This window comes from Streptomyces sp. NPDC091272, assembly GCF_044757485.1.
Classification (GTDB): domain Bacteria; phylum Actinomycetota; class Actinomycetes; order Streptomycetales; family Streptomycetaceae; genus Streptomyces.
In genome coordinates, this window is record NZ_JBIVVC010000018.1 from 41,145 (window position 1) to 53,421 (window position 12,277).

10 protein-coding genes are annotated in these 12,277 nt (G+C 72.1%); 7 read left to right on the forward strand and 3 right to left on the reverse strand.

The annotated features are described in order from the left end of the window. Window positions 1-566: 566 nt before the first annotated feature. Both ACIQM4_RS33100 and ACIQM4_RS33105 read right to left on the reverse strand, forming a co-directional pair. On the reverse strand, window positions 567-1,682 hold the full coding sequence (locus ACIQM4_RS33100; protein ID WP_401599050.1) for a ParB/RepB/Spo0J family partition protein: 1,116 nt from the start codon (window positions 1,680-1,682) through the stop codon (window positions 567-569). Further along, window positions 1,679-2,917 (reverse strand): ParA family protein, encoded by a 1,239-nt coding sequence (locus ACIQM4_RS33105; protein WP_401599052.1) that lies wholly within the window; start codon window positions 2,915-2,917, stop codon window positions 1,679-1,681. Before ACIQM4_RS33105 ends, ACIQM4_RS33100 begins: the two co-directional genes overlap by 4 nt. Before the next feature lie 737 nt (window positions 2,918-3,654). Between ACIQM4_RS33105 and ACIQM4_RS33110 the strand changes: the two genes are divergently transcribed. The 6 genes from ACIQM4_RS33110 to ACIQM4_RS33135 all read left to right on the forward strand — a co-directional run bounded on the left by ACIQM4_RS33110 (window position 3,655) and on the right by ACIQM4_RS33135 (window position 9,896). Then, window positions 3,655-4,767: a bifunctional DNA primase/polymerase gene (locus ACIQM4_RS33110; protein WP_401599054.1), complete on the forward strand. Its 1,113-nt coding sequence runs from the start codon at window positions 3,655-3,657 to the stop codon at window positions 4,765-4,767. Continuing rightward, window positions 4,764-6,260: a phage/plasmid primase, P4 family gene (locus tag ACIQM4_RS33115; RefSeq protein ID WP_401599056.1), complete on the forward strand. Its 1,497-nt coding sequence runs from the start codon at window positions 4,764-4,766 to the stop codon at window positions 6,258-6,260. Before ACIQM4_RS33110 ends, ACIQM4_RS33115 begins: the two co-directional genes overlap by 4 nt. Beyond that, window positions 6,257-6,658, forward strand: a complete 402-nt coding sequence (locus ACIQM4_RS33120) for a DUF6009 family protein (protein ID WP_401599058.1) — start codon at window positions 6,257-6,259, stop codon at window positions 6,656-6,658. The genes ACIQM4_RS33115 and ACIQM4_RS33120 overlap by 4 nt, the downstream gene beginning before the upstream one ends. Before the next feature lie 305 nt (window positions 6,659-6,963). Next, window positions 6,964-7,785, forward strand: a complete 822-nt coding sequence (locus tag ACIQM4_RS33125; RefSeq protein ID WP_401599060.1) for a BTAD domain-containing putative transcriptional regulator — start codon at window positions 6,964-6,966, stop codon at window positions 7,783-7,785. A gap of 36 nt (window positions 7,786-7,821) precedes the next feature. Then, a complete protein-coding gene (locus tag ACIQM4_RS33130; RefSeq protein WP_401599062.1) occupies window positions 7,822-8,634 on the forward strand; it encodes a thioesterase II family protein in 813 nt (270 codons plus the stop codon). Beyond that, window positions 8,631-9,896 (forward strand): beta-ketoacyl-[acyl-carrier-protein] synthase family protein, encoded by a 1,266-nt coding sequence (locus tag ACIQM4_RS33135; RefSeq protein WP_401599064.1) that lies wholly within the window; start codon window positions 8,631-8,633, stop codon window positions 9,894-9,896. Before ACIQM4_RS33130 ends, ACIQM4_RS33135 begins: the two co-directional genes overlap by 4 nt. Before the next feature lie 24 nt (window positions 9,897-9,920). On the opposite strand, the gene ACIQM4_RS33140 is transcribed toward ACIQM4_RS33135, so the two are convergent. Next, on the reverse strand, window positions 9,921-10,394 hold the full coding sequence (locus tag ACIQM4_RS33140) for a nuclear transport factor 2 family protein (protein ID WP_401599065.1): 474 nt from the start codon (window positions 10,392-10,394) through the stop codon (window positions 9,921-9,923). A 154-nt stretch (window positions 10,395-10,548) separates the two neighbouring features. On the opposite strand from ACIQM4_RS33140, the gene ACIQM4_RS33145 reads away from it, so the two are divergent. After that, window positions 10,549-12,243 (forward strand): class I adenylate-forming enzyme family protein, encoded by a 1,695-nt coding sequence (locus ACIQM4_RS33145; RefSeq protein WP_401599067.1) that lies wholly within the window; start codon window positions 10,549-10,551, stop codon window positions 12,241-12,243. The last annotated feature ends 34 nt before the right edge of the window (window positions 12,244-12,277 follow it).

Here is a 12,277-nt window from a genome sequence, read left to right on the forward strand (position 1 = left end):
GCGGGGGCGGGTCGAAGTGATTACGGCGTAATCACCCGGAGGCTGACGACCGCGCTCGCCGGTGGGGCGGGGCGAAGTGATTACGGCGTAATCACTTGAGGGCGGCGAGCGGTGGCTCGTGCGGCTCGATGGGGCGAGGGAGTGATTACGGCGTAATCACCTGGGGGCGGTCAGCGACCCGCACCGCCCAGCCAGGGAGCGAGGTGATTACGCCGTAATCACTTTGAGCGGCCAGCGGCCAGCGGCACGGGCGGCCCGTGCCGCTCCCGCTCCCGTCCTTCCATCCCCCACCCGTCCCCGCAGCAACAGAAGCGACCGAAGCGACTCAAGCGACTTTCGCGCGGAGTTGCCCCGACGAGCCGGTTACCGGGGGCGCGGCCCCTGGAGGAGAGCCCCGGGTGATTACGGCGTAATCACCCGGCCCCCTCGATCGGCACCGAGCACCAACCGGCGCAGGTGATTACGGCGTAATCACTCGTCCCGTCGGCCGGGTGAAGTGATTACGCCGTAATCACTTCACCCGGCCCGACCCCACCCCACGGCGTCCGCCCCGGGCCGTCCCCGTGTCAGGCCGAGGTCTCCTCAGCCAGCTTCAGCAGCGTCCGGAAGTTCTCCGGTGTCATCCACCGCTCGGCGACCTTGAGGACGGCCTGCGGGTCCTCCCAGGGCATGGCGTCCACCGCCGTACGGTCAGCTGCCGCAGCCTGGCGCGGGGGCCTCGGGGAGGCTGTCCCGGGCTGCTGCGGGGCGGCCCGCGGCGGCTTCGGGGTGATTACGGCGTAATCACTCGGGGTGCTCGGGGCGGTCGGAGCAGCCGTCGGGGTGTGCTCCGGGGCGGAGGTGATTACGCCGTAATCACCTTGCCGGTCGGAGGTCGGTCCCGTGGGCGGGGCGCTCGGGGTGATTACGGCGTAATCACTTTGCGGGCCGTCGGGTGCGGTGGCGGGGACGGCGGGGGCGGTGGTCTCCTCCTGGGTTCTGAGCTGCCTGAGGCGCTCGAACTCGGCTTCCTGTTCCTCCGCGGGCTTGTTGCCCACCGCCCGCAGCAGCTCGACCGGTACCTCCTTGCGCTCCAGTCGCTGCTGGAGTTCGGGGGTGAGCCCGAGCAGTGCCAGCCGCTGGGCGACCCAGCCCTGGGAGCGGTGCAGGCGTGACGCCAGTTTGCGCTGGCTGCCGTGGACGGCGAGCAGCGACTGGAGGGCGCGGGCCTCGTCGAGGGGGGCCAGGGCCTGGCGGTGGATGTTGGCGACCAGTGCGGACTCCAGGAGTTCGTCGGGGTCGCTGCCCAGCTCGTCGTCGACCATGACCTTGATGGTCGGCAGGCCGGCCTCGCGGGCGGCCGCCAGCCGGCTGTTGCCGTCGATGACGACGTAAGCGGTGTCCGGTTCGAGGTGTTCCTGCTGGCCAGGGTTGGCGGCCAGGTAGGAGTCCCTGGCCATCAATGTGACGGCCTGCTTCTGCCCGTGGTCCCTGAGGCTGCCCGCGAGGGCGGAGAGGTCGCCGAGGGTCGCCCTGGGGTTCGCGGGGTTCAGGCTGATGCTCCCCACCGGCAGGACGACCGGGGGAGGGGCGCCCTCCGTCGGGGCCTTGGTCGCGCTGTTGATGGCGGCGCGCCGGGCGCTGACGGGGCGGGCGTTGCCGAAGGAGGCGCTGGCGCCGAGCCTGCTGGCCTTGCTGCTCATGAGATCTCCCGGGCCAGTGCGCGCAGCGCCACCGCCTGTTCGGACTTGGGCGCGTAGGCCAGCAGCGGGCGCTTGACCCGTACGGCTTCCTTCTGCTCCTTGAGGTCACCGATCACACCGACGACCCTCGGGTCCTTGATGTCCGTCCAGGCCTGGAGGGAGGACGTGGCGATGAAACCGCGCCTGCTGTCGTACTGGTTGACCACGATGCCCAGGTAGTTGATGTCGAGCGCCAGGTCGTCCCGCAGGTCCGCGATCTGGGCGGTCAGCAGGTCGTAGGCGTCGGCGGAACTGTCCTCGGCCTGTACGACGATCAGGACGCCGGAGTTCCCGGAAGGCTCCTCGGGGCGCCTGCGGCCGTAGTAGACGGCTGCGTCCATGCTCAGCCCGAGGCTGGGCGGGCAGTCGACGATGACTACGTCGTAATCATCCTCCAGGGGTGCCAGGGCCCGCTCCAGGGCTGCCTCCCTGGCGCGTACCGAGGAGAGCTTGACGTCCAGGAGGAAGGCGTCGGTACAGGCGGGCAGGAGGTGCAGCCGGTCCCCGAAGCGCTCGTCCTCGATGGTGACGACGAGGTCCTTGACGGGGGCCGTGGCCTCGCCGGACATGTGCTTGGTCAGGCTCTCGCCGGTCATCGGCAGGGTCTCCTGGCCGAGCTGCTTGGTCAGGTGGCCCTGCGGGTCGAAGTCGACGAGCAGGACCCGCAGACCTGGGCCGGGCAGCAGCTCGGACTCCAGGTGGGACTGCGGGCCGTCCTCGGTCAGCGCCGCGAAGTGGCGGGAGACCCTGACCGGGTAGAGCGAGAGCGCGTCCTCGGCGAGGGCCTCCCCGGTACCCGCGGTGATGGCGGTCTTGCCGACCCCGCCCTTCTGGTTGCACACGATGAGGCGCTTGGTGAAGGCGGGCCTGCGGACGGCCGGGGCCGGGTTCTTCTCCAGCCACAACTGGACCGACTGGGCGAGACCTTGGACGAGGGAGACCCCCCGGGCCTTGCACGCGGTACGGAACTCCTCCCACAGGCCGGCCGGGAGCAGCGTGGCGAACGACTCGGCGCCGGAGGTGTCGACGGGGGAGAGGTTCGAGCCCAGACTGCGCCAGTCCGCGGTGCCCTGGGCGACGGCTTCCTGGATGTCGACGCCCAGTTGGGCGGTACGGATCTTGAGTTCCTGGCGGAGCCAGGACGGGAGCTTCGAGACGACCTTGTCGCGGTCACCCTGCGCGGGGGGAGATGCCATGGCGTCACATTACTAACTCCCGGCCCCATGTGACGCATAGACACGTTAGCTTTCACTCTTCTTGTACGTAAAGGCAGTAGCCGGTCGGTGCGTTGTACGTGAAGGCAGCAAGGGGTCCGGGTCCGGGGAAAAGACAAAAGCGGCCCGGTCGCGCAGGGGGCCCTGGGGGGCCGGTGTCGTCGGGCGCCTAACGGTGGTTTTCGGGCATGGGTCACTTCGGTCGCTCGAATCACTCTGGAAGCCGGACGGACCCGGAATACGGGAAAACTTGAGTCGCTCCCGGTCGCTCGGTCGCTGCTCGGTCGCTGGGTCAACGGGGGCAGCGACTGAAGGAAAGCGACTGGGACCCCGTTCAGTAGCTGCCTCAGTAGCTGACAAAAGCCCAGGTCAAGTGGGGTACACAGGGGTAACAGCGACTGAAGCGACTCGGAGTCCGGGTATATGAAGACATTGGCGTGTGCGCGTGTGCGTCATATATAGAGAGCTAGAGTCGCTTCAGTCGCTGTTAGGGTCTCTGCAACGCCTCTGACCTGCGGTTTCTTCTCAGCGACTGAACAGCTACCGAAAACCCTCGGTCGCTGGGGTGCGAAGCGTCAGTCGCTGGACCGTGTTGAGTGGGTCAGGAACGGTCCGTCATCGACACACCCGGAATGGGAACAAGTACCCCCCATGCCACTCCAGCTTCGCTAGGCTATGTCTGTCGTTGAGTCGCTTCGGTCGCTGAGTAGGGGATATGCATGGCTCCTGACCTGCGGTTTTTCCGCAGCGACTCAGGCGAGTCGAGTTCTGGGCGCCCTGGTACCGCCGCGTCGCTGGCGACTGCCAGGTGGTGTGCTGCCCGGGGCTGGCCGGTCCACCCGCTGGCGCCGGGCCGCAAGACCCCCGCGGGCAACTGCGAGTCGTGCCGCGCGCCGGGCCACACCCACCAGGGATGCGCCTGCCCGGCCGCGGGCCGCTGGTGCCACGGGTTTCACGCGGCCACCCTCGATCCGGCCAGGATCGAGCAGTGGTGGGGGAGCACACCGGGCCTCGGTACGGGCGTGGCGTGCGGGCCCGCCGGGCTCGTCGTCATCGACATCGACGCGCACCCGCAACAGCTGCCGAACCGCGACCGGCTGCTGCCCGGGATCAGCATCTCCGCCGACGTCGACCTGGCCGGACTGGCCAACGGCTTCCACACGCTCGCCGTGCTGGCCGCCCTGCGCGGCACCACCAGCCCCGCGGACGACACGGCCACCCTGCGGGTACGCACCCCCTCGGGGGGCCTGCACGTCTGGTACCGGGCCCGGCGCAGCCACCACTGGCGCTGCTCCACGGGCTCGGGCCCCGGGCGGGCGCTGGCCTGGCAGGTCGACGTACGGGCACACGGCGGCTACATCGTCGCGCCGGGGACCACGACCAGGGCGGGCGCCTACACCCCGGTCGGCGGCGTACGGGAACCGGCACTGCTGCCCGACTGGCTGGCCCGGGAGCTGGAGCGCACCGGGCACCTGGCGACCGCCCACACGCCCGCTCCGCGGCCTGTACCGCCCCGGGCGCGCCAGGCGGTCATCGCGGCCGGGGGAGGCCGTCAGAGCCCCCTCAGAGCCCTTTCTCGGGTGCTTGCGGAAGTGGCGGGCTGCGCCACCGCCCCCGAGGGGGCGGCCTTCTCGGAGAAACTCAACAGAGCTGCCTACACGGCGGGGGGACTGGTGGCCGCGGGACATCTGAAGGAAAACGAGGCCGAGCACATCCTGAGAGAGGTGGCCGAACGGGCCCGCCCCGGCCAGGAGCGTCGTTACGCCCCGATCATCCGCAGCGGACTGAGCGCGGGTTCCCTGCGCCCGCTGTCACTGGGGGACCGCAGGTGAGCGGCAACAACGAGGGGACCCTCTTCGACGCCCAGGCCGTGGCCGCGCAGATCCTCGCGCAGGCCCCCGCCGAGCTGCCCGCCCAGGCCGCGCCGAGCACCCCGCCGGCCACCGCGCAGGGACTGCTGCCCGACACCCTCACCGACCGGGGCAACGCCAAGCTGTTCGTCAGGCTCTACGCCAACGACTACCGGCACGTGCCCGGCCTGGGCTGGTACCGCTGGGACAGTTCGCGCTGGCAGATCGACGAGGACGACACGGTGATATGGGCGGCCGGGGACCTGGCCGAGTCCATCGCACTCACCGACCCGCGCGGTGTCTACACCAGCACGTCGCTGCAGCAGCACCGCCGCCGTGCCCTGAGCACCAGCGGCATGAACGCGATGCTGACCCAGGCCAGGTCGGCCCCGGGCATGGTGCTCAACGCCGCGCTCCTGGACGCGGACCCGTACGCCCTGTGCACACCGGCGGGCATCGTCGACCTGCGCACCGGCGCGATCCGCACCCCCGACCCCGACAAGGACTTCCACTCGCGCTCCACCTCGCTCGGGCCGCAGCCGATGGCCACCCCGCGCTGGAACCGGTTCCTCACCGACACCTTCGGCGACGGCGCCGAGGGCGAGGAGATGATCGACTTCCTGCACCTGCTGCTCGGCTACTCGGTGACGGGCGACGTCGGCGGCCAGGTCATGCCGTTCCTCTTCGGCTCGGGCAAGAACGGCAAGTCCGTGCTCCTGGACGTCCTGATCAAGCTGCTGGGCGACTACGCGGACGCGGCCCCGCCCGGCTTCCTGATGTCCCGCCCGTACGAGGGCCACCCCACCGACCTGGCCGAACTCCACGGCCGCCGGGTCATCGTGTGCAGCGAGGTCAAGCCGGGGGACAAGTTCGACGAGGCCAGGGTCAAGCTGCTCACCGGCGGCGACCGCATCAAGGCCCGCCGGATGCGCCAGGACTTCTTCAGCTTCGAGCCCACCCACAAGCTCTGGCTGCTCGGCAACCACCGCCCCGAGGTCGGCACCGGCGGCTTCGCCTTCTGGCGCAGGATGCGGCTGATCCCCTTCGAGCGGGTGGTCTCCGACGACCGCAAGATCGACAACCTGGCGGACATCCTCGTCACCGAGGAGGGCGCGGGCATCCTCAACTGGCTGATCGACGGCGCCCGCCGCTACCTGCGCGGCGAGAAGAACCTGACCGGCCCCGAGCGGGTACGCATCGCCACCACCGCCTACGCGGAGACCGAGGACCACACCGGGCGCTTCCTCGGCGAGTCCTGCGCGCTCGACCCCGACCTCAGGGCGGAACAGGCACAGCTGTACGCCGCCTATCGGACGTGGTGTCAAAATGAGGGCGCACCCGCCATCTCCTCACGCGCGTTCGCGGTGAGGGTCCGGGAGGCAGTGGGTCTGGCCTCGCCCAAGCAGATGATCCTGTCGAACCAGCGCAAGTACTACCCGGGCATCGGACTGCTCGCCGACGAGGAGACAGCATGAGCGCCCTCATCGCAGAGGACGAGATCCTCCACGAAATCGATCTTGTCTGGCTGGAGGACGTCAGCGATCTCGACTACGTACGGCAGAGCCTGGACCGGCTGCCGACCCGGCGCGGCAAGCCGGCCTACCACCGGGACGGCCGGATGGTCGGATACGCCGTACTGGGCCCCGGCGCCAAGTCCTCCCGCTCGTCGGGCACCTTCCGCCGCCGGGTGTTCTGGCTGCTCCCGCACGACCGCGACACCGCCCCCGACGGGCTGTACTCCAGCGGGGCGCCCGCCGAGGCCGTGGACCCGCGCACCCTGGCCCCGGGCACCAAGGGCCGCAAGACCGAACGCTCGGAGGGCGGCCCGCCGTCCTCCGCCATGCAGGAGCTCGGCATAACCCTCCCGCTGTGAACGGCCCACGGACGCGGCAGCGGCGGGCGCCCCGGCCCGTGGGTGATTACGGCGTAATCACCCACGGGGTGATTACGCCGTAATCACCTGCCGTCCCGAAGGACACCCCTCCGACGGTGATCACGCCGTAATCACCCGGCACCGCCCGCCCCTTCCCGGGGCCCGCGGCCCCTGCTCCGAGCGGTACGTGGAAAGCCGCTCGATGCTCGCTAGAGCTTCCTGACCGAACGGACCCAGCCCGGCTACCTTTCACGGGTCGACGGCTGGAAATCGACGGGAACTGGGCTATCGCGACGGAGGGGACCGTGGAGATTCAAGTTCTGGGTCCGTTGAGTGCAGAGGTCAACGGGGGATCCATCGTTCCGACAGCCAGAAAGCCGCGCCAGATCCTGGCGCTGCTCGCGCTCTACCCTGGCCGAGTCATACCCGTACCGACACTCATGGAAGAGATCTGGGGGACGGAGCTGCCGCACAGCGCCCTGACCACCCTCCAGACGTACATACTCCATCTGCGCCGAAGGCTCGGCACGGCCATGGGGCCCGGCGCCCCCGGCGGCGCCAAGGAAGTGCTCGCGACCCGGCACGGCGGATACCTGCTGCAGATTCCGCCCGACTGCGTCGACGTCCACACCTACGAACAGCTGGTGACGGACGGCCACGCCGCCTACGAGCAGGGCGACGACGACAGCGCGGCCACCATGCTGCGCCGGGCGCTCGCGCTGTGGCAGGGACCCGCACTGGTCGACGTACGGGTGGGGCCCATCCTGGAGATCGAGGTGATGCGGCTGGAGGAGAGCCGCCTGGGCACCGTCGAGCGCCGCATCGACGCGGACCTCAGACTCGGCAGGCACAGCGAACTCCTCGCCGAACTCACCGAACTGATCGCCCGTCACCCCCAGCACGAGGGCCTGCACTCCCAGGCGATGGTGGCGCTCTACCGGGCGGGCCGGCAGGCCTCCGCCCTCGACGTCTTCCGCAAGCTGCGCGCCCGCCTGATCGACGACCTCGGGGTCGAGCCCTCCCGTCAGGTCCAGCGGCTGCACCAGGCGATGCTCGCGGTCGACCCCGCCCTGGACGTCAGCGCGGGACCGCGCCGCGGCTCGACCTTCAACCTGTACGCGGCCTGACCGGCGTACCACCGGCGGCCGGACGGAAGGACGGGCATGCGGGTACGAGTGCTGTGCTTCGCACATGCGGGCGCTGGTGTTTCCGCCTTCCGGCGCTGGCCGAGGCTGCTGGGCCCGGATGTGGAGATCGTGCCGGTTCTGCTGCCCGGCCGGGACGGGCGCCGCCGCGAGCCGCGCCCCACCAGCACAGCTGAGCTGCTGGACGACATCGCCGCGGTGGTCGGGCCCGTGGTGCGCAGCGGGGAGCCCTATCTGCTGTACGGGCACAGCCTGGGCGGGCTCATCTCCTGCGCACTCGTTTGCTCTTTGCACAAGAAGAGGCTCGCGCTGCCCGCGCTGCTGGCCGTCGGAGCGCTGCCGCCACCTGACGCACCCGTCGCTCTGGCCCACTGCGCGGACCTGCCGGACGCCGAACTGCTCCGGGTGCTGGACACCTTCGGCTCCGTGCCCGGCGGCACCGAGCCCGGCGACCTGTGGCACCGCACCGCACTGCCCGTCCTGCGCGACGACTTCAGGCTGGCCGACGCACTGCGCACGCAGGCAGGGGCAGGAGCGGGACCCGGCGGGGACATGGCGTACGGCGGGCCGCTGCCGGTACCGGTCCTGGCAGTCGCCGGACGGGACGACCCGCTGGCACCGCCCGCCGCGATGGCCGGCTGGCAGCGCTGGAGCACCGGCCCGTTCACCCGGCGCACCGTGCCGGGCGGGCACTTCTTCGTACGGGACGCGGCGCTGCCCCGGCTCGTCGGGCGGGCCGCCCGGGTGGTGGCCCGCACCGCGGCGCCCTCGGGAGGGCCCTCGGCAACACCTTGGGCGGTACGTACGGCGGCCGTGGGGACGGGCCGGTGAGGCGGGCCGTCGTCACCGGCCTGGGTGTGGTGGCGCCCGGCGGCACCGGGGTGCGCGGCTTCTGGGACCTGCTCACCTCCGGGCGCACCGCCACCCGCACACTGACCCGCTTCGATGCCTCCGGGTTCCGCTCCCAGGTCGCCGCCGAGGCCGACTTCGACGAACTGGCCCACGGACTCAGCCTGGACGAGGCCCTGCGCCTCGACCGGGCCACCCAGTTCGCCGTCGCCGCCTCCCGGGAGGCGATGGCCGACAGCGGACTCGCCGGCCCCCTCGCGGCGGACAGCTTCGACCCGCGCCGCTGCGCACTCGCCCTGGGCAGCGCACTCGGCTGCGCGAGCGCGCTCGACCGGGAGTACGCCGCGAGCCGCGAGCGGACGGCGGGCCCGGCGCGGGCCGCACCGCCCGCCCCGGAACGGTTGTACGACTACCTCGCGCCGTCCTCGATGGCGGCCGAGGCGGCCCGCGCCGTCGGCGCCAGGGGACCGGTGGCCCTGCTGTCCTCCGGCTGCACCTCCGGCCTCGACGCGATCGGGCACGCCGCCGAACTGGTCCGCGAGGGCAGCGCGGACGTGGTCGTCACCGGCGGCTGCGAGGCGCCCGTCTCACCGGTCGTGCTGGCGGGCTTCGACGCCGTGCGCCTCGCCTCGTACCACTGCAACGAGGACCCGGCGGGGGCCGCCCGGCCCTTCGACCGCAACCGGGACGGCCTCGTGCTCGGCGAGGGCGCCGCCGTCCTCGTCGTCGAGGAGTTCGGGCACGCCCGGCGCCGCGGCGCCCACGTCTACGCCGAGATCGCCGGGTTCGGCGCGCGCAGCAACGCCTACCACATGACCGGGTTGCGGGCCGACGGCACCGAACTCGCCGAAGCCGTCAGGATCGCGCTCGACGAGGCCCGCCTGGACCCCGGCGCCGTGGACCACGTCGCCGCCCACGGAGCGGGCACCCGGCGCGGCGACATCCACGAGACGACCGCCCTCAAACGGGCCCTGGGACCGCACGCACACCGCGTGCCCATCAGCGCGGTGGCCTCCATGCTCGGCTACTCGCTCGGCGCACTGGGCGCCCTCGGGGCTGCGGCCTGCCTGCTGGCCGTCGAGCACGGCGTCATCCCGCCGACCGCGAACCTGCACGAGAGCGACCCGGACTGCGACCTCGACTACACCCCGCTCACCGCCCGCGAGCAGCGCACCGCGACGGCCCTGGCGGTCGGCAGCGGCTTCGGCGGGACCCAGAGCGCGCTGGTGCTGCGCCGCGTGTGACCCACGGCGGACGCACGGCGCGGGCTACGCCAGGTCGTCGCGGGTGACCAGGCGGTGCGCGGTGCGCAGGCTGCCCCGCCTGCGCACCAGGGTGTCCTGCATGACACACACCCGGTGCACCTTCGGGCTCCCGCCGTGCGTGGTCACGTACACCAGCGCATAGGCACGCGTGCGCAGCGAGCCGTCCGGGTGCGCGCCGACGTCGATCATGCCGAGCCAGTGCCGCATCCGCTCGCCGCTGCGGCGGGCGGCCTCCTCGTTGTGCCGTACCGACGCGGCCAGTTCGGTGCGCCCGCGCAACGGCCGCTCAAGCGTCGGTACGTCGAAGACGGCGTCCTGGGTGAAGGTGCCCGCCCACGGCTCGGCCAGGAACGAGTCGAAGAGCTGCATCTGGTGCGCGTAGAACTGCTGGACCTCGGCGTACAGGGCGCCGAACTCCGTCGTCCTCGTGGTCAGTTGCTCTGCCGGTGCCGCCGCGGCGGCGATGAGGGACGTCATGCCGGTGGGCTCCCTTCCTCCAGTTTTCCCCCACCGGGTCCGGGTGGGTGCTCCTCAGCATCTGTACGGCACATCGAGCGCCCTTCGAAGATTCCTCAAGCGGCCGGACCGAGGGTGGGGCCCTGGACCCCCGTGGGACGAGGAGGAGCCCGCAGTGCCGAGATTCACCTACCCCGAGCTTCCCCTGGACGGGCTGCTGCGCCGCGCGGCCGAGCGCGACCCGGACGGCTGCGCGCTGCGCATCGAGGGCGGCGGGGCTGCGCCGGTGACGACGACGTTCGCGGAACTCGACGCGCTCACCGACCGGTTCGCCGCCTGCGTGGCACGGCTGGCCGGAGGCTCCCGGGGGGCCAGGATCGGCGTGGCCCACACTCTCGGCCGGGAGTTCCCCGCCGCCTACTACGGCGCGGTGCGCAGCGGGAACACCGCCGTCCTGGTCAACCCGCTGCTCAAGGGCCCCGGCCTGGTGCACGTCCTCACCACCGCCGCCGTCGAGGTCGCCTTCGTACCGTCCGCGACCGCCGAACTGCTGGCCGGGCTGCGCGAGAGGCTGCCCGCGCTGCGCGCCGTGGTCGTGACCGACACCGGCCACGCGGGGACGCCTGGCGATCCGGCGCCGGGCGAGTGGCGGCCGCACGCGGAGGCCCTCGGTGGGTCGCCGCTCGCGGAGGCGCTCGGTGGGTCGCCGCTCGCGGAGGCGCTCGACGCGATGCCGCTCGCGGAGGCCCTCGGTGGGCCCTGCGAGGGGGTGTGGTTCCCGCCCGCGGACCCCGGCGCGGACGCCTGCATCCAGTTCACGACGGGCACGACCGGGGCGCCCCGCGCGGTCCGGCTCACCCACCGCAACCTCGTGGCGAACGCGGCACAGACCGCCGCCGCCCACCTCCTGGACACCGGTTCCGTCACCCTCAACCACCTGCCGCTCTTCCACCCGATGCACCTGAACTCCGCCGTGTTCGCGGGCGCCTGCCAGGTGCTGTGCACCGACCCCGACCCGCTGGCCTCCCTCGCCCTGGCCGCCCGCACCCGCGCCACGCACTACTACGGGCTGCCCGCCAGACTGCACCGGACGGCCTCCCTGCTCGCCGGCCCGCGTCCCGTCGAGGGCGTGCCCGCCGGGCCCGCGCTGACCGTCGTCCTCTCCGGCGGCACCGCGCTCGCCCCCGCCACCGCCCGCACGCTCGCCGACCGGCTCGGCGTCCCCGTCGTGCAGGGGTACGGGATGGCCGAGCTCTCCCCGCTCACGCACTGCCAGCGCCCCGGCTCCCCCAGCCGAGGAACGGTCGGCCGCCCCCTGCCGGGCACCGAGTGCCGCGTCGTGCACCTGGAGTCCCGGCAGCCGGTGGGCGCGCACACCACGGGCGAGGTGCAGGTGCGCGGGCCGCAGCTGATGGCCGGTTACCTTCACGCCCGGACGGGCCCGGCCGACGGCGACGGCTGGTTCTCCACCGGTGACATCGGCCGGGTCGACGACGACGGCGAACTGACCCTGGTGGACCGGCTCGGCGACGTCTTCAAGTACGACAACGAACTCGTCTCGCCCACCGCCGTCGAGCACGTGCTCGCCCAGGACCCCCGGGTCGCCGACTGCGTGGTGGCCGACTGGCCGCACCCCCGCCACGGCGCCGTCACCTGGGCCGGGATCGTGCTCCGTGACCCCGGTGTGCCCGACCTGCTCGACACCCTCGACTCCATCGCGGACGGGGCCAACGCACAGCTGGCCGGCTTCGAGCAGATCCGCCGCATCGAGGTGGTCGACTCCGTGCCCCGCACCCCCGTAGGCAAGCCCGAACGGCGCGGACTGCGCCGCAGCCTCCAGGACCGGGCGGCCCTCGAAGCCGCCGCCTGAACCGCACCCGGCCGCCCGAGGAGACCCGCACGAC

What these genes read in the sequence shown, in the direction of transcription:
- ACIQM4_RS33140 (WP_401599065.1), bottom strand. Translation starts at nt 10,394, where the DNA reads ATGACGTCCCTCATCGCCGCCGCGGCGGCACCGGCAGAGCAACTGACC.
- ACIQM4_RS33120 (WP_401599058.1), top strand. Translation starts at nt 6,257, where the DNA reads ATGAGCGCCCTCATCGCAGAGGACGAGATCCTCCACGAAATCGATCTT.
- ACIQM4_RS33110 (WP_401599054.1), top strand. Translation starts at nt 3,655, where the DNA reads ATGGCTCCTGACCTGCGGTTTTTCCGCAGCGACTCAGGCGAGTCGAGT.
- ACIQM4_RS33100 (WP_401599050.1), bottom strand. Translation starts at nt 1,682, where the DNA reads ATGAGCAGCAAGGCCAGCAGGCTCGGCGCCAGCGCCTCCTTCGGCAAC.
- ACIQM4_RS33130 (WP_401599062.1), top strand. Translation starts at nt 7,822, where the DNA reads ATGCGGGTACGAGTGCTGTGCTTCGCACATGCGGGCGCTGGTGTTTCC.
- ACIQM4_RS33105 (WP_401599052.1), bottom strand. Translation starts at nt 2,917, where the DNA reads ATGGCATCTCCCCCCGCGCAGGGTGACCGCGACAAGGTCGTCTCGAAG.